Genomic DNA, 16926 nt, shown 5'->3' with positions numbered 1-16926 from the left:
GCGCGCCTTTTCCCGTCGAACCCGGAACGGGATTTGCTTCGATCCGAAGCGCTTCGCCGCCAGGAGAGCCGTGATGGAATCATCCGGTCAAGCAGGTCATTTGCATCCGCACAGCGTCGAGCTCGACAACGACGACACCCACGACAGCACGGTCGACACCGACGGCAAGAACCGCGAGGCCTGGCTTCTCGCCGGCGGCGGGCCGATCTCGCCCGACCAGATCACGGGCAGCAACGCGTCGCTCGTCAATGCGATGCCCGAAGCCGGCGACGGCCTCGCCGGTTTCGACAGCCGCACCGGCGGCAACCATCCGGCGTTCGCGCTGCGCGCGGGCTATGTGGTGATCGAGAAAGGCTTCGCCGCGCCGTCGCCCGCGGACGATGCGCAGTTCGGCCCCGTCCATCGGATGTACGGCAGCGCGTACTGGCCCGGCCACGGACGGCGGCCGGAACGCGTGATCGAGCTGACGGCCGTGCCGAGGTAGCCGGCGCGGCGTTTGAATCGATCGTTCGTTTGCAGATCGGCATCGGTCGACGATCGATGCCGGTGGATCGGCGCACGCGACAGGTGCTCAAGCGAACGATTCCGCGCGTCGGCATCGGCGGTTTCATGCATGCCGCGAATCGCGCCGACGCACATCCATTGATCGAAGTCATGTCGAAACGGCGCGGTTGCGATTGAATGACGATGCGCGCGGTTCATCGGCGTGATTTCGCACCGTGTCGGTGCGGCATGCGCGCGCCGCGATGCGTGCGCCGGTGCAACGCGGGATTTCGATGCCTGCGCATTCGTTCCCGGCGACGGTGCGGTCCTCATCCACCATCGCTCGAAACCGCTATCGCGAGCCGCGCGGCGGCCACGCGAACGACGGATGCGATGCAGCCATGCGAAATGCGTCGCGCAGTGCGGCATGCATTGCGTGCATGGCCGTGCACCGCGATGCCGGAGGCGCTGCTGTAGCGCGGCAGCACAGGCACCGCACTGCAAAGTCCCCGCCGTTGGTTTACCCTGCCTCGCAGCATTGCTCAGACAGATCGGCCATCCGGCCGACTTCGTTTCAACCCGCCACTCGGAGACACTATGTACAAGCGTATTCTGGTTGCCGTCGACGGCAGCAACACGTCCCGCCATGCGTTCGATGCCGCGCTGGCGCTCGCGAAAGCGCACGGCGCCGAGCTGCAACCGTTCTACGTCGTCGAGAACGCCGCGATCTACTACAACGTGCCGGGCTACGATCCGTCCGTGCTGCGCGATCAGCTCGTCGCGCAAGGCAACGAGCTCGCGAAGGATTTCACGAAGCTGATGCAGGCAGCGGGCGTGAAAGGCGATACGAAGCTGGCCGAAGCGACGTCGCTCAACGATGTGTCGCAGCTGATCCTCGAGGGCGCGAAGGCGTTCGGCGCCGATCTGCTCGTGCTCGGCACGCACGGCCGCCGCGGGTTCCGCCGTCTCGTGCTCGGCAGCATCGCCGAACAATGCGTGCGGCACGCGACGCTGCCCGTGCTGCTGATTCCGGCCGCCGCCAACACGGACGAGCAAGCCGCATGAACGGCGTTCGGCATCCGCGGCCGGTCGCGACGTTTTGTCACCCGACAGCGACAACTTGCGGTGGGACAATGATTCAGTCGATTCAACGCCGGAGTAAACGATCATGCTGACGCCCGTCGCCACACGTACCGCCGCCACGCCTCATGCCGGCAGCTGGGCTCCTCGCCAGGCCGCGCACTGCTCGTCGTGCGCGATGCGGCACCTGTGCATGCCGCAGGGCCTGGCGCCCGAAGCGCTCAGCCGCCTCGAGTCGGTCATCTGCGCGGCGCGCCCCGTCAAGCGCGGCGAAGCGCTGTTCCGCGAAGGCGACGCATTCGACAACCTGTACGCGGTACGCTCGGGTTCGCTGAAAACCGTCGCCACGCGCCACGACGGCCGCGAACAGGTCACGGGCCTGCATCTCGCGGGCGAAGCGCTCGGCCTCGACGGCATCTGCGACGACACGCATCCGCGCACCGCGGTCGCGCTCGAAGACAGCTCCGTCTGCGTGATTCCGTACAGCGCGCTGAAGGCACTGTGCTCGGAAGCCGGCTCGATGCAGTTGCGCATGCACAAGCTGATGAGCGAACAGATCGTGCGCGAAACGTCGCAGACGATGCTGCTCGGTTCGCTGAATGCCGAAGAACGTGTCGCCGCGTTCCTGCTCGACGTATCGTCGCGCTACCTGAAGCGCGGTTACTCGCCGTCGGAATTCAACCTGCGGATGACGCGCGAAGACATCGGCAGCTATCTCGGCATGACGCTCGAAACGGTCAGCCGCACGCTGTCCAAATTCCAGAAGCGCGGCCTGATCGAAATGCAGGGCCGCCACGTGCAGATCATCGACTTCGACGGCCTGCATCACGTCTGATCCCGCACGGCGCGCGCATCTCGCGCGCCGCCCGTGTGACGTTACCGATCAATCGAGAAACAGCGCGGCGCGCGCCTTCAGCGCCGCGCTGAAATCGTCGAGCCAGCCGATCGACAGACGCCAGCTCTGCCAGTAAAGATCGATGTCGACGGTGCGCCCGCGCGACATGTCGACCAGTTCGCTCGCCGCCAGCTGGCGGTCGACCATCCGGTCCGGGCACATCCCCCATCCCAATCCCGTTTCGCATGCGCGCAGATAGCCCGCGACGTGCGGTATCCAGTGCTGCGGCGGATCGAGATCCGCGCGCGTCACGCGCCGGATGAAACGCGCCTGCAGCCCGTCCTTCGGATTGAACATCACGCACGGCGCGCGACGCAGCGCATCGCGCGTGATGCCCGCGCCGAAATAGCGTTCGTAAAACGCCGGCGAGCACACCGCGCGATAGCGGATCCGCCCGAGCCGCTCCGACCGGCATCCCTGGATCGGCTCGGCCTGCGCGGTCACGGCGCCCTGCACGCTGCCGTCGCGGATGCGCGCGGCCGTGTAGTCCTGGTCGTCGATCACGAGGTCGAGCAACGTTTCGCGCTCCGTGCAGAACGGCCCCACCGCGTCGATGAACCACGTCGCGACGCTGTCGTCGTTGACGGCCACGCGCAACATCGGCCATGCGCTCGCAATCTGGCCCGGCAGCGCCGGCATCCGGCCGCCCAGTTCGGCTTCGAGCAGTTGTACGCGCTCGGTATGCCGGCACAGCAGCGCGCCCGACGTCGTCGCGACGCACGGCTGCCCGCGCTTGACCAGCACGCTGCCGACACGCTCCTCCAGCAGCTTCACGCGCTGCGACACCGCCGACGGCGTGACGTTCAGCTCCTTGGCCGCGCGCTCGAACGAGCCGTACCGGATCACGGCCGCGAGGGCATCGAGCAGGGCGTAATCGAGCATTAGATTTCCTTAATCCGCATTAGGTGAATTAGCTTCTCTTATTTTCATGCTGACCGCAGACTAGCGCTACCCGATTCATCCGTCTACTGCTTCTACTGCGTCTACCGCTGTCACCACCATGAACTGGCTCGCTTTTTCCCACGGCGCCGCACTGTGCGCGTCGCTCATCGTCACCATCGGCGCGCAGAACGCGTTCGTACTCCGGCAAGGCATCATGCGCTCGCATGTCGGCAAGATCGTGCTGCTGTGCGCGCTATCCGACATGATCCTGATCGGCGCCGGCGTCGGCGGCGCATCGGTGCTGGTCGAGCGGTATCCGACTTTCGTCCACGCGGTGCTGTACGTCGGCCTCGCGTATCTCGCATGGTTCGGCATCAACGCGCTGCGCCGCGCGTTCAAGCCGGGCCACGCAACGCTCGACGTGCGCGGCGACGCGGTCGCGCCGCCGCCGCAGAGCGGGCTCGCGATCGTGCTGATGACGCTCGCGTTCACGTGGCTCAACCCGCACGTATATCTCGACACGTTCCTGCTGATCGGCACGGCCGGCGCGCGCGAGCCGGAAGGCGCACGGCTCGCGTTCGCGATCGGCGCGATGGCGGTCAGCGTCGTGTGGTTTCTCGGGCTCGGCTACGGTGCGCGATTGCTGGCGCCGTGGTTCCGCAAGGCCGTTGCGTGGCGCGTGCTGGATGGCGCGATCGGCAGCATGGTGCTGTTTCTCGCGGCGGTGCAGTTGCGCTGACCGACTCGCCGTCGCACGGGCGGCCGCGTGCCGCCCGTCTGCCGATCCGCTCCGGCGCAACGTCGGGGCATCCGTCCCTCCCGCCCCCGCCCGCTTCCGCCGACACGGCATCTCGCTTCCCGCAGCGCATCGCCGCCGCGAAATTCAGCTCCGGATCCAACGCAGCCGTACGGACCGCCAACGTGACGGACGATGCGTCCGTCATCTGTCCCAAGCCGTCCATCATCGCGGCGACACGCCGCCTGCACGAATCCGATCGATCGGAGAGAATGACCGGTGTCCTGCGACAACGGCGGAACCGCACCGCGCACCCCGCCGTCTCGTCGCGCTCGACCTGGCCAATCGCTCAGTTCAATCCCGTCACCCCACCGATATCGGAGCAGAACATGGCACTACGCACTCTCGGCACGTCGAACATCCAGGTTTCGCCGCTCGCGTTCGGCGGCAACGTCTTCGGCTGGACCGTCGACGAAAACGCGTCGTTTTCGCTGCTCGACGCGCTCGCCGACACCGGCATCAACTTCATCGACACGGCCGACGTCTATTCGGCCTGGGCGCCCGGCAACAGCGGCGGCGAATCGGAAACGATCATCGGCAAGTGGCTCAAGCGTTCCGGCAAGCGCGAGCAGGTCGTGATCGCGACCAAGGTCGGCCTGCTTTCGACACGCGCGGGCCTGACGAAGGACAACATCCTGCAGGCCGCCGACGATTCGCTGCGCCGCCTGCAGACCGACTACATCGACCTGTATTTCTCGCACCGCGACCTCGCCGATACGGCCCCGCTCGAGGAAACGCTCGGCGCATACCAGACGCTGATCGACGCGGGCAAGGTGCGCATCATCGGCGCATCGAACTACAGCGGCGCGCGCCTGCGCGAAGCCGCCGACATCAGCAAGCGCGACGGCCTGCCCGCGTACCAGGTCATCCAGCCCGAATACAACCTGATCGACCGCGCCGACTACGAACGCGATCTCGAGCCGGTCGTGCGCGACCTGAAGCTCGGCGTCGTCAACTATTACGCGCTCGCGAGCGGTTTCCTGTCGGGCAAGTACCGCAGCGAGGCCGACCTGAAGAAGAGCGTGCGCGGCGATCGCGTCGCCGGTTATCTCGACGAACGCGGCCTGCGCATTCTCGCCGCGCTCGACGCCGTGTCGGCGAAGCACGGCACGCAGCCGGCCGCAATCGCGCTCGCGTGGCAGATCGCGCGGCCGACGATCACCGCGCCGATCGCGAGCGCGACGTCGCTCGCGCAGCTCGCATTGCTCGGCGAAGCGATCCGCATCCGGCTCGATCAGGACGACATCCGCCAGATCGACGAGGCCAGCGCAACCTGACGTCGTGGGCGGCAGGCCGGTCGATCGAATCGCGCGGTCTTGCGGTTCCGCGATCGGCCTGCGTCATCCGCGCTCCGCTAAACGGCGCCGCGCGGCGCCGCATCGCGCAGCGCCATCGGCGACGCGCCGTAGCGCTCGCGAATCGCGCGGCTGAAATGCGCCTGGCTCGAGAACCCCCAGCGAAACGCGATCTCGCCGACGCTCGTCTTGCGCAGCCGCGCATCCGTCAGCTCGCGATGCGCGTGCGCCAGCCGTTCCGACCAGATGTGCTGCGTGATCGACTCGCCTTCGGCCGCAAAGAGCCGGCCGAGATGACGCAGCGACAGCCCGACCGCGTCGGCAACCGCCTGCGGCCCGAGCTCCGGCTCGCCGAGATGCGTCGCGATGTACTGCTTCGCGGTCAGCAGGTACGACAGCGAAGCACGCGATGCGCCCGCACCGTTCACTTCCGTGTCGATCAGTTCCGCGACCAGCGTGCGCGTGCGCTCGGCAAAGCGCGCGGCATCGCACTCGACCGGATCCTTCATGAAGCGCTCGACGCTCGCCCTCAGCGTCGCGCCGAGCATCGCACCCGCGCCCGGCTTCGGCGCGATCCGCAGCGGCAGCGCCGCCAGCTCCGCGTCGAGCCGGTCGTCGAACGTCGCGATCGGGACATCGATCAGCAGCTGCCGCATCGGCGTCAGGAATCCGAACAGATATGGCACGCGCGTGTCGTAGACGACGACATCGCCGGCTTCCGCGAGCAGGCACCGGTCACGCTGGATGAAATACGCGCGCCCGCTCAGGATCTGGCACGCGAACAGCGATTCCTTCGGCAGTTGGCGCACCAACGCAGGGCTGCGCTCGATCACGTGATCCTGGCCGCTGATGTCGGCGATGCCGAGGCCCGGCAGCGCGATGTCGGTCTTCTCGACTTCGAGCCCGGCCGGCGACAGCGACGAGCAGCGCAGGCCGACCAGCGTCGCCGCGTTGAACGCATCCCAGTACGCCATCCTGTCGCGCGCCGGCACGTCGGCCGTCGAGCCTCGCGTGCGTGAAAAAACGGTCGAATTCGTCACGTCGCCTCCTGCTGACGCCCGTCGTCCAGAGCGGCATGCATTGCGGAATTGGGGGATGGATCGTTTAAACGTCGTGCGGTGCGATGTCCGGCCCGATCAAGCAATTCGTCCAGCCCAGTCAAGAGCGGCGCGCACCGGCTGGCTAAAGTCGAGCCCACGACATCCAAACACAAGGAGACGAACCGTGGTCGACAAAGCCGTAGCCGAATTCTGGCAAAACATCCCGCCGATTGCCAATCCGTTCAAGCCCGATGCGCTGCCGGAAGCCTACATCGCGAACGCGGCCACCGACGACAAGCGCTATTACGTTCCGTTCACCGAAACGGTTTCGTCGCGGCCGCTGTGGATCTCGCCGTCGCAGAACAAATGGTGCGACATCCTGATGGCAAAGGAAGCAGGGCTCGTGAACCGGCACTATCACCCGCACGAGGTATTCGCGTACACGTTGTCCGGCAAATGGGGCTATCTGGAGCACGAATGGACCGCGACGAAGGGCGATTTCGTGTACGAGACGCCAGGCGAAGGCCACACGCTCGTCGCGTTCGATCACCCCGAGCCGATGCGCGCGTTCTTCATCGTCAAGGGGCCGCTGATCTGGCTCGACGAAGAAGGCAACCCCGACGGCTATTTCGACGTGCATTCGTACATCGCGATGTGCAAGGCGCATTACGAGAAGGTCGGCCTCGGCGCGCAAGCGATCGAGAAGCTGTTCCGCTGACGCGCGACGGGGCCCGCCATGACATCCCACCCTTCCCCCAAACTCGCATGGACGTACGAGAACAGGCTGCTGCTGATCCTGTTCATGACGTTCGGCTTCGTGTTCTTCGACCGCCTCGCGCTGTCGTTCCTGTTCCCGTTCATGTCGGCCGAACTGCACCTGACGAATGCGCAGCTCGGCATGGTGTCGTCCGCGCTCGCGCTCACGTGGGCGCTGTCCGGCGCCGCGACCGGTGCGTGGTCCGACGCGCGCGGCACGCGCAAGCCGCTGCTGATCGCGGCCGTGCTCGGCTTTTCCGTGTGCTCGGCGCTGTCGGGGTTCGTCGGCGGCTTCGCGAGCCTGATCGCATTCCGTGCGCTGATGGGCATCGCCGAAGGCCCCGTGCTGCCGCTGTCGCAGTCGCTGATGGTCGAGAGTTCGACGCCGAGCCGCCGCGGGCTGAACATGGGCCTGCTGCAAGGCTCGGCCGCCGGCCTGCTCGGCGCGATGATCGGCCCGCCGATCGTGATCGGCATCGCAACCGCGTACGGCTGGCGCGAGGCGTTCTACGTATCGTGCATTCCGGGCTTCCTGATCGCCTTCTGCATCTGGCGCTGGGTTCGCGAAATGCCGCCCGGCGGCGCACGGCATGCGCAGGCCGACACCGTCGGCGCGGCAGCGGCGGGCGGCGCGGCCGTCAGCCGCTGGGCGCTGCTGAAGGAACGCAACATCCTGCTCTGCGTGTTGATCAGTTGCTTCTTCCTCACGTGGTTCGTCGTGATCATCTCGTTCGCGCCGGTCTTCCTCGTCGACAGCCGCCATCTTTCGCCGTCCGACATGGGCGTCGTGATGACCTGCCTCGGCGCCGCATGGGTGTTCTGGGGCTTCGCGGTGCCGGCGATCTCCGACCGGATCGGCCGCAGGCCGACGATGATCGTGTTTGCGCTGGTCGCCGCCGCGTGCCCGGTCGCGATGATTCACGCGAATTCGCTGTGGGCGCTCTGCGCGCTCGTGCTCGCGACCTACACGGGCCTTGGCTGCTTCACGCTGTTCATGGCGACGATCCCGGCCGAAACGGTGCCGCCGCGCGCGATCGCCAGCGCGCTCGGGCTGATCATGGGCGCCGGCGAGCTGATCGGCGGCTTCGTCGCGCCGACCGTCGCCGGCTTCGCGGCCGACCGCTACGGCCTGCAGTTCGCGATGTGGACGTCGGCAACCGGCGCGATTCTCGCGTGCGTGCTGTCGTTCGGCCTCGTCGAAACCGCGCCCGCCGTGCTGCGCAAGCGCGCGCCCGCCGGCGCCGCCGCGAACCGTCTCGATACGCAGAACCTCGGAGGACGCTGACATGCGTGCACTTCAATGGCATGGCCCGCGCGACGTCCGTCTCGTGGAAATCGACACGCCGCGCGTCGGGCCGGGCGAGGTGCGCATCGCGGTCGCGTATTGCGGCATCTGCGGCAGCGACCTGCACGAATACGCGGACGGCCCGCACGCGATTCCGGTCGACACGCCGCACCCGCTGTCGCGGCGCACCGCGCCGCTGACGCTCGGCCACGAGTTCTGCGGCACCGTCGTCGAAGTCGGCGAGGGCGTGACGACACTGAACCCGGGCGACTGCGTCGCCGTCGAGCCCGAATATCGCTGCCACCAATGCGCGTACTGCCGCACGGGGTCGTACAACCTGTGCGTGTCGATGGGCTTCGCGGGCCTGATGGGCGACGGAGGGATGGCCGATTTCGCGGTCGTGCCGGCCTATATGCTGCATCGGCTGCCCGACGGCGTCAGTCTCGAACAGGCCGCCGTGATCGAACCCGCCGCCGTCGCGCTGCATGCGTTGCGCCGCGCCGAACTCCGGCTCGGCGACACCTGCGCGGTATTCGGGCTCGGGCCGATCGGCCTGCTGCTGATCCAGCTCGCGAAGCTGCAGGGCGCGACGACCATCGTCGCGGTCGACGTGTCGCCCGAGCGCCTCGCGGCCGCCGCGCGTCTCGGTGCGACGCACACGTTCAACGCGCGCTCGCTCGACGCGTCCGTGCTGCGCGACGCGATCCGCGAGGCATCGGGCGGGCTCGGCGTCGATGCGAGCTTCGAGGCGGCCGGGTTGCCCGCCACGTTCGAAGCGGCGATGCACGCGCTGCGCAAGGGCGGCCGCGTCGTAATGGTCGGCCTGATGCCGCATGCGGGCTTCGATGCGTTCCGCGCGGTCAACGATGAACTGACCTTCACGGCGAGCGTCGGCTACCGGCATGCATACGAAGACCTGCTGCGCATCGTCGCGTCGGGCGCGCTCGACCTCACGTCGATCGTCACGCGCACCGTGTCGCTCGAAGATGCCGTCGCCGACGGCTTCGACGCGCTGCTCGCCGATCGCACGCAGATCAAGATCCTGGTTTCCCCCGCGCAGCGGTGCGCCCGCCGCGCACACACCGTCGGGAGCATCGAGCATGAGTCGTCCGTTGGCGTTTGAAGGCAAGACCGTCGTCGTGACGGGCGGCACATCAGGCATCGGCGCGCGCACCGCATGGCGGTTCGCGGAAGCCGGCGCATCGGTCGTCGCGCTCGGGCTCGACGCCGCCGGCCCGCATGCGCCCGTGCACGAGCGCATTCGGTGCATCGAACTGAACGTGACCGACAGCGATGCGCTGACGCGCACGATCGCCGCGCTGCCGCGACTCGACGTGCTCGTCAACGGCGCCGGCATCAGCCGGCACGCGGACGAATACCGGATGGACCAGTTCGAGCTCGTGCTGAACGTGAACCTGACGTCGGTGATGCGCGCATCCGACGCCGCGCTGCCGGCGCTGTCGGCGCACGGCGGCAGCATCGTCAACATCGCGTCGATGTACACGTACTTCGGCAGCAAGGACCGGCCCGCGTACAGCGCGAGCAAGGGCGGCATCGCGCAGCTCACGCGCTCGCTCGCGCAGGCGTGGGCCGAGCGCGGCATCCGCGTGAACGCGATTGCGCCCGGCTGGATCGACACGCCGCTCAGCAGCGGGCTGATGGCCGACAGTCAGGCCTCGCGACAGATCCTCGAGCGCACACCGCTCGGGCGCTGGGGTACGGCCGACGAAGTCGCGGAAGTGATCCTGTTCCTGTGCTCGCCCGGCGCGTCGTTCGTGACCGGCGCGGTCGTGCCGGTGGACGGCGGGTATTCGACGGTATAGCGCCCGGCGCACGCCGTGTCGACGGGCAGGCAGTCGCTCCCGATGCGCCGTGCGCAGCCCATTCCCCTTCGGTTGCACCCGAATCGGAATCATCCCGGTTCAGGCTTATTCATATCAATCAGTAGTCCAATCAAAAATATCCGACTCGATCGGAAACATGTGAGGAGCATCTGGAGATGACGAAAAAGACCCTTCTGGCACTCGTGGCCTGTGCGATTCCGGCCGCGTCGTTCGCACAGAGCAGCGTGACGATGTTCGGGCTGATGGATGCCGGCATCAGCTATGTCAGCAACGAAGGCGGCCACGGAAACGCGAAATTCGACGACAACATCTTCTTTCCGAACCTGCTCGGTTTCGAAGGCAAGGAGGATCTCGGAGCGGGCACGCGCGCGATCTTCCGGCTCGTCAACCAGTATTCGCTCGGCAACGGTTCGATCATCGGCGGCGGGTTGTTCGCGCGGCAGGCCTACGTCGGGCTCGAAAACGACCGCTACGGCAAGCTCACGCTCGGCAACCAGTACGAGTTCATGGTCGATGCGCTCGCCGCCAGCGGCAACGAGATCGCGCAGGATCTCGTCGGCCTGTACGGTTTTCGCAACGGGCCGTTCGACCAGCTCGCGCTGCCGAACAACCCGACCGGCGCGTTCGACTGGGATCGCGTCGCAGGCAGCAATCGCGTCGCGAATTCCGTCAAATACACGAGCCCGTCGCTGTCGGGTCTGATCTTCGGCGCGCTGTACGGCTTCGGCAACGTCGCGGGGTCGATCGGCGCGAACAACACGGTCAGCGTCGGCGCGAGCTACGACAACGGCCCGTTCGGCGCGGGCGCGGCCTATACGAACCAGAAATACGGCGCGGCGGCCGGGATGACGCCGACCAGCGTGCGCAACTGGGGCGCGGGCGTGCACTACACGCTCGGCACGGTCACGGGGAAGGCGCTCTTCACAACCGTACGCAACGCGCAGAACGGCGCGGGCGTCTGGTCGGCGGAAGCGGGCGCGGCGTGGCATCCGTCGCCTGCGTGGGTGGTCGGCGCGTCGTACACGTACATGAAGGGCAACGACACGCTCGACAACGCGCATGCGCATCAGATCCTGGCGGCCGTTCAGTACTGGCTGTCGAAGCGCACGATGGTGTACGTGGCGGGCGTGCATCAGCGCGCAAGCCGCGGCAGCAACGCGCAGATCAACGGCGTGATGGATGCGAACGGCGCGTCGAGCGGCGCGCTGCAGTCGATCGCGCGGATTGGGTTCAGTACGCGGTTCTAGGTTCCAGCCCCCGGTGAATCCTGGTGGCGACCCCGCGGCCGGATTGCCTGCCCCCAGTATTCGAGGGTGTATTCGGGACGCCATGTCGCTGTCGCTCTGTTGACGGCCAAAATTCGCAGAAAAACCGGCCGCTCAGGAAGCGGCTCGTCGTTCTCCTTTCTGTTCAATGACCCGTATCGGCGGCACAACGCGCGACAGGTCCGACGGCGTAATCGCGTGTAATTGATTCGACCGCATCGTCCATCTAGCCTTGGATTCGAACGGGAATTGCCCGATTGAATGATGACGGCGCCGCGCAGCCCGGCACGCGCCGGCCTGCTTTCGGTGCAACTCGCGCGTCATGAACCGGAACGCCCGGACGCGGCGGCATGCGCGATCCGGAACGACACGTCGTCGCTCCATTTCCTCCATCGATGAAGCGAACCGATCGCCTCGCATTGCGACGCCAGCCGGTAAGGCAAGCGCAACGCGTCGAACCGCATCCGGCGTCTTGCCCCACTGACAATTTAACGAGCGGAGAAAAGCATGAAAAGCCTTGGCACTTGCGTGGCGATCGCCTTGATGAGCTGCTGCGCCGATTTCAGTCAGGCCGCGGCGGTACAAACGTGCACGGCATTCGACAAGTGGTTCACGTCCGCCGGCATCACCGAGCCGAATTTCCTCGATCCCCAGTTCCAGGATAAGAATGACCCCAAGAACGAGAACTGCAACTTCCACAGATTCTCCTGGCACGCGTTCCTGTGGCTGACCGACACGCTGAACGGCGCGCCGCGCTTCAACAGCCTGTATTCCGATGCGGCAATCGACCCGAACGCGGCGGCGCCTACCGAGCACGTGCTCGACGGCGTGCAACAGGCGGATTCGCTCGGCATCGTGGTCGACCAGAACGGCCGAGCGGTCTACACGAACATGTACATCAATTCCATTTATCGCGATTTCGCGATCACGAATCAGTTGTATACACGTGCGGGCATGAAGAACGCGTCACCCAAGCTCGAATTCACGAACGGTGCGCTGTCGCTCAAAGCAGCGTGGAAAATCGTCGGTGCGAATGAAGACACGAGCCGCTTCTATACGACCACCGCGAAGATCCAGCTGCTCTCGAAGGTGGGCAATTCCGTCGGCATCCCGCCGCAACCCAGGACCGCCACCGTGAAGGTCGCGCTCGTCGGGTTTCATATCGCGTGGGTCGTCAACGGTCATCCGGAGGCGATCTGGTCGACGTTCGAGCACGTCGACAATGCGCCGGACTTCAAGTCCGACCAGCAACCGTCGCAGCCGGTCTCCGACAAGTCGTTCACGTTCTACAAGGCGGGCACCAAGGCCTCGGATTGCAACGTCAACAATGCGACGCGGGTGACGATCGACGAGCAGACCCAGATACTGACCCCGATCACGCAGGTGTGCCGGCAATACCAGTTCGGCGGGGCAGACATCAAAATAAACCAGCCCAACATCGAGCAACTCAACAGCGACATCCTGGCCCGTCTGAAGAAGCGCAATTCCGTCTGGCAGTACTACAGGGAAGTGGGCGCAGTCTGGATCAAGGATCCCGACGAGCCGTTCCGCCCCGACTGGAGTCCCAACTTCGACCCCGCGCCCATCCGCGGCGCGCCGAAACTGTCCAACTCGGTCATCGAGACCTTCACGCAGAACCAGGTTTCGAAGAATCAATGCTTCAGCTGTCACAACTCAATGGCCGTCACCGACACCAACGACCTGACACTGACGCTGCCGGGCAAGGAAATCAGCACCAGCCACATCCTGCTGCGCAAGTACATGAACAACCCGCAGATCCAGCGATAGCGCCGGCACGGTTCCGCTTCAGTCCATCCGTGCAGGACGGCGACATCCTGCACGACCGCCATCGAGCTTCCAGAGGCCCGTCATGTCAAATACGAAGTTACGCATCCATCCCGCTATCGGATTCGCGCGTGTCGGTAGCAGCCAGGAGTACTACATTGCGCCGGAAACCTCGGCCGGGCTGCCGATCGCCGGGCAAGCTCTCACGGGAGGGCTGCCGATCAAGCCGGGCACGGAAAATACACCGATCACCAGCGGCGACCTGCGCGATGCCCGGGGGCGCCTCAAGCGGCAAGCCGCGCGCTTCAGAATCTATCAGTATGACGACGCGACTTTGAACCGCTATCCGTCCGGGTCGGGCACCGAAGTCGTGATCGGCTCTTCGGTCGACGGCAAGGTCGTGAAGGACATCGTTTGGACCGTGCACCTCGCCAACAAGAAGGCCAACTGCTGGGTGCTGGAGTCGACGCCCGCGGGACTGCCCGCCTACGAGAACGACAAGCATCCGCCGATCCGCAACGCGGGTTTTGCGTCGACGTCCGATCCTTCGAACACGACGCGGCTGCAAAAGCTCGTCATCGATGCGGGGCCGCGCGCGATCAAGGCATCCGCGGGCGGAACCGTCGAGTTCGACAAGAACACGCGGGCGAGCTATGGCTCGTCCTCCGGCGAGGTGGTCGACGTGCCGCGCTATCCGATCTCGTTTCCCGCGTCGAACGTGGCGAGCTTGCCGCCCGCATCGGGATGCACACCGATCACCACGCTCGGCGCGATGACCACGGAGCCGAACGGACGCCTGCTCGTGCTGGGCGCATTCGGCCTTGCGTGCGGGTTCGACGCCAACGGCCGCGCGACCGCCGACGCCGCCCTGGGGCAGGATGTCGACAACGACAACTGGCTCGACGATACCGGCGACGGCCCGGTGACCGCGTGGATCGTTTTCAGCGACGACACCGTGCGCGCCGCCGACAGCAGCGCGTGGGTGGTCTCGACCGATCCGGCATACGCGCCTCAGACGAGAAACGTCGTGACGCTGTGGGACGAGATCCTGACCACCTGGATCGAGACATTCATGCTGCGGCCCGACATCCACAATGGCCTCGTTTACCGGCAGGACTTCCGGCCGTCGTTCGACGAACATGTCTTCCCGATCCTGCGCGCGGCGTCCTTGCAGATGTGGAATACCAATTTGCCGGCCAAGGCAATGAAGAGCCACGAGAATATCGACCAGCTGACGGCCGCCAGGCCGCCCTTCAACATCATGTCGTTCATCCGGAGTCCGCATCCGAATTCGCCATCGTCGACGGTCGGCTCGCCGCTGATGCCGCTCGCGCTGGGCGACAACCAGAGCAGCTTCCTGACCCTGACCGACTCACAGTACTTTTTCGTCCAGCAATGGGCGAACGGCATGTCCGAGCAAGCCACGCCGGCGTCGTACGGCCCCGGCGAAGCGCTCGACAGGATCGTGCTCTCGAACTGCCTCGGCGGACGTCTCAGCCCCGGCATCGACCTGACGTTCATCGTCCGCGATCCCAACCTGTACAACCCGAGCTGGTCGGCCGATCACGCGGTCGGCCCGGTGGTCGGCCCGTTCCGCATCAACATGCGCAAGCTCGACTACACGACCGTCAGCGCAAACAAGCCGTTCCTCGGTGTCGGTTATTTCCCGCGGCGCGACGCCAAGGTCGAGCCGGGCGATCTGTGCAAGTTCATGTCGATTCCGTGGCACACCGACTACAACTCCTGTTCGACGCACTTGCCTTCGCCCAATCCCGGCGGCGAAATCAATCCGGACGGCAGCAACGTCTATAGCGGCGTGAACACGACCTTGTACTGGTCCTGGCCCGCGCAGCGGCCGGTGGCCGTTTACACCTACGACGACCTGGTCGCGAACCACGGCGAGTTGCCCGTGCAGCGTTACTCGTTACGCGGGGAAGGCACAGCCGCCATTCAGCAGGATTCGACCAGGACCTTCAACTCGCCGCCCATGAATGTCGGGCGCTATCAGAATCGCCCCGACTTCCTGCTCAACTGGGACAAGATCGGCTTCGTCATCCAGGGAGTGGCGATCGATCGGTACGACAGCAGTTATCCGCCGAACTACTATCTCGAAGTGCAAAGCCTCTTCAAGAGGGACTACAGCAACCTCGTTCAACCATGGCCCAACACCGTGACCGACACGCTCCTGCCGCCCGATAACGGCTGAGGTCACGAGATGCGCGCCGAACGGGTCACGCCAATGCCGACCATCGAACGCCCGGATGCGCTGGCGCCCGGCCAGGCCCGCTACCGGGTCGCGGTGATCGGCGGCGGGCCGGCGGGCAGCAGTTGTGCGCTGGCGTTGGCAAGAGCCGGCATCACCGACGTCCTGGTCGTCGAAGCCGGTTCCTATGCCGACGCACGGATCGGCGAGAGCATTCCGCCGGAGAGCCGGATACTGTTCCGGCACCTCGGCATCGACGAAGCCTTCGTCGCGCAGGCGCACGAGCCCTGCTACGGCAGCTGCTCATACTGGGGCAGCGACAAGCGCGGCTATAACGATTCCGTGCTGAGCCCGCACGGGCATGGCTGGCATCTCGACCGGCGCAGGTTCGACGCATTCCTCGCGTCGCAAGCGCGCGCCGCGGGCGCGGAATTGCTGACCGGGCATGCGCTTCTGGCGTCCGGGCCGGGCGCCCCGTCCGGGTACGCGTTGAGCCTGGGGCGCGCGGCACATGTCGCGTCGCGGGTCCAGGCGGATTTCGTCGTGGACGCCAGCGGCGCACGCTCGGTATTTGCACGGCAGCGTGGCGCGATACGGCTCGATTCGAATCCGCTGATCTGCATTGCGGCAAGGCTTGCGCGACCGGATACCGGCGCGCCTGCTTCGATGCTGACTCACCTCGAGGCGGCCGAGCATGGCTGGTGGTATCTCGCGTCCGTGCCCGGCAATACGGTCGTCGTCATGTTCGCCACGCATGCGCAGGCAGTCCGGACGATGCGGCTGCATCAGCCGGAACCCTGGCATCGCATGCTGCGGGCCGCACGGCGCACCTGGCAGCTCGTGTGCGACCTGGGCCTGAATCTGCTGGATCTGCGCCTGAAATCGTATCCCGCGCCGTCCCAACATCTCGACCGACTGTACGGCGATCGCTGGCTGGCAATCGGCGATGCCGCGTCGGCCTACGATCCCATCACCGCTCAAGGCATCATCAAGTCGCTATCGCATGGCGTCGCGGCGGCGGAAGCGATCCGGAAGCGGATAGGCGGCGATTCTGATGCGCTGGACGCGTTCTCGCGGATGGTGCAAGCGCAATACCGGCAGTACCTGCAGATGCGGCATCACTTCTACAGCCTCGAACAGCGTTGGCCGGCAGCGGATTTCTGGAGGCAGTGCACCGAATCGTCGAACCTCGGATGACGTGCGCCCGCGACACCGTTGTCCTGCGTCGGCACCGTCACGCACCGCGTCATATGCTCACTGTAACCACGTGTAATCGATTCTCCGGTCAATCCTTCGTACGCTGTCGATACTCTTCCG

Annotated in this window: 16 protein-coding genes; 14 read left to right on the top strand and 2 right to left on the bottom strand. The window is 65.9% G+C overall.

All coding sequences use genetic code 11. The features are described 5' to 3' along the window. Nucleotides 1-73 precede the first annotated feature (73 nt). From KVT39_RS24060 to fnr, 4 genes are all read left to right on the top strand, one after another. Nucleotides 74-484 carry a DUF3005 domain-containing protein gene (locus KVT39_RS24060; RefSeq protein ID WP_175749693.1) on the top strand — a complete coding sequence of 137 codons (411 nt, stop codon included), beginning with the start codon at nt 74-76 and terminating at the stop codon, nt 482-484. Nucleotides 485-513: 29 nt separating this feature from the next. After that, nucleotides 514-681, top strand: a complete 168-nt coding sequence (locus KVT39_RS24055) for a hypothetical protein (RefSeq protein WP_175749692.1) — start codon at nt 514-516, stop codon at nt 679-681. Between the two features lie 399 nt (nt 682-1080). After that, a complete protein-coding gene (locus tag KVT39_RS24050) occupies nt 1081-1548 on the top strand; it encodes a universal stress protein (RefSeq protein WP_034181467.1) in 468 nt (155 codons plus the stop codon). 103 nt (nt 1549-1651) lie between these two features. Then, a complete protein-coding gene (gene fnr, locus KVT39_RS24045; RefSeq protein WP_034181468.1) occupies nt 1652-2398 on the top strand; it encodes a fumarate/nitrate reduction transcriptional regulator Fnr in 747 nt (248 codons plus the stop codon). A gap of 48 nt (nt 2399-2446) precedes the next feature. Here fnr and KVT39_RS24040 read toward each other — a convergent pair whose 3' ends face one another. After that, nucleotides 2447-3340, bottom strand: coding sequence for a LysR family transcriptional regulator ArgP (locus KVT39_RS24040; protein WP_175749691.1), 894 nt, complete (start codon nt 3338-3340; stop codon nt 2447-2449). Between the two features lie 118 nt (nt 3341-3458). On the opposite strand from KVT39_RS24040, the gene KVT39_RS24035 reads away from it, so the two are divergent. Beyond that, nucleotides 3459-4079: a LysE/ArgO family amino acid transporter gene (locus KVT39_RS24035; RefSeq protein ID WP_034181470.1), complete on the top strand. Its 621-nt coding sequence runs from the start codon at nt 3459-3461 to the stop codon at nt 4077-4079. A gap of 386 nt (nt 4080-4465) precedes the next feature. Beyond that, nucleotides 4466-5413: an aldo/keto reductase gene (locus KVT39_RS24030; protein WP_175749689.1), complete on the top strand. Its 948-nt coding sequence runs from the start codon at nt 4466-4468 to the stop codon at nt 5411-5413. A 77-nt stretch (nt 5414-5490) separates the two neighbouring features. On the opposite strand, the gene KVT39_RS24025 is transcribed toward KVT39_RS24030, so the two are convergent. After that, nucleotides 5491-6471, bottom strand: a complete 981-nt coding sequence (locus tag KVT39_RS24025) for a helix-turn-helix domain-containing protein (protein ID WP_034181472.1) — start codon at nt 6469-6471, stop codon at nt 5491-5493. Between the two features lie 184 nt (nt 6472-6655). Between KVT39_RS24025 and KVT39_RS24020 the strand changes: the two genes are divergently transcribed. From KVT39_RS24020 to KVT39_RS23985, 8 genes are all read left to right on the top strand, one after another. Next, nucleotides 6656-7189 (top strand): 2,4'-dihydroxyacetophenone dioxygenase family protein, encoded by a 534-nt coding sequence (locus KVT39_RS24020; protein ID WP_217590353.1) that lies wholly within the window; start codon nt 6656-6658, stop codon nt 7187-7189. 18 nt (nt 7190-7207) lie between these two features. Beyond that, entirely contained in the window at nt 7208-8512 is a 1305-nt protein-coding gene (locus KVT39_RS24015; RefSeq protein ID WP_217590352.1) for an MFS transporter, read from the top strand. Nucleotide 8513: 1 nt separating this feature from the next. Beyond that, nucleotides 8514-9635 carry a 2,3-butanediol dehydrogenase gene (locus KVT39_RS24010; RefSeq protein ID WP_217590351.1) on the top strand — a complete coding sequence of 374 codons (1122 nt, stop codon included), beginning with the start codon at nt 8514-8516 and terminating at the stop codon, nt 9633-9635. Beyond that, a complete protein-coding gene (locus tag KVT39_RS24005; RefSeq protein ID WP_217590350.1) occupies nt 9613-10335 on the top strand; it encodes an SDR family NAD(P)-dependent oxidoreductase in 723 nt (240 codons plus the stop codon). The genes KVT39_RS24010 and KVT39_RS24005 overlap by 23 nt, the downstream gene beginning before the upstream one ends. Nucleotides 10336-10511: 176 nt before the next feature. Next, nucleotides 10512-11603 (top strand): porin, encoded by a 1092-nt coding sequence (locus KVT39_RS24000; RefSeq protein ID WP_217590349.1) that lies wholly within the window; start codon nt 10512-10514, stop codon nt 11601-11603. Nucleotides 11604-12128: 525 nt separating this feature from the next. Beyond that, nucleotides 12129-13409 carry a hypothetical protein gene (locus KVT39_RS23995; RefSeq protein WP_146120842.1) on the top strand — a complete coding sequence of 427 codons (1281 nt, stop codon included), beginning with the start codon at nt 12129-12131 and terminating at the stop codon, nt 13407-13409. Between the two features lie 82 nt (nt 13410-13491). Beyond that, a complete protein-coding gene (locus tag KVT39_RS23990) occupies nt 13492-15612 on the top strand; it encodes a LodA/GoxA family CTQ-dependent oxidase (RefSeq protein WP_175749683.1) in 2121 nt (706 codons plus the stop codon). 33 nt (nt 15613-15645) lie between these two features. After that, complete coding sequence (locus KVT39_RS23985) at nt 15646-16806, top strand: NAD(P)/FAD-dependent oxidoreductase (RefSeq protein WP_175749682.1); 1161 nt, start codon at nt 15646-15648, stop codon at nt 16804-16806. The last annotated feature ends 120 nt before the right edge of the window (nt 16807-16926 follow it).

The organism is Burkholderia sp. GbtcB21, assembly GCF_019091065.1.
GTDB lineage: Bacteria > Pseudomonadota > Gammaproteobacteria > Burkholderiales > Burkholderiaceae > Burkholderia > Burkholderia pyrrocinia_C.
This window is presented reverse-complemented; position numbering and strand designations above follow the sequence as displayed.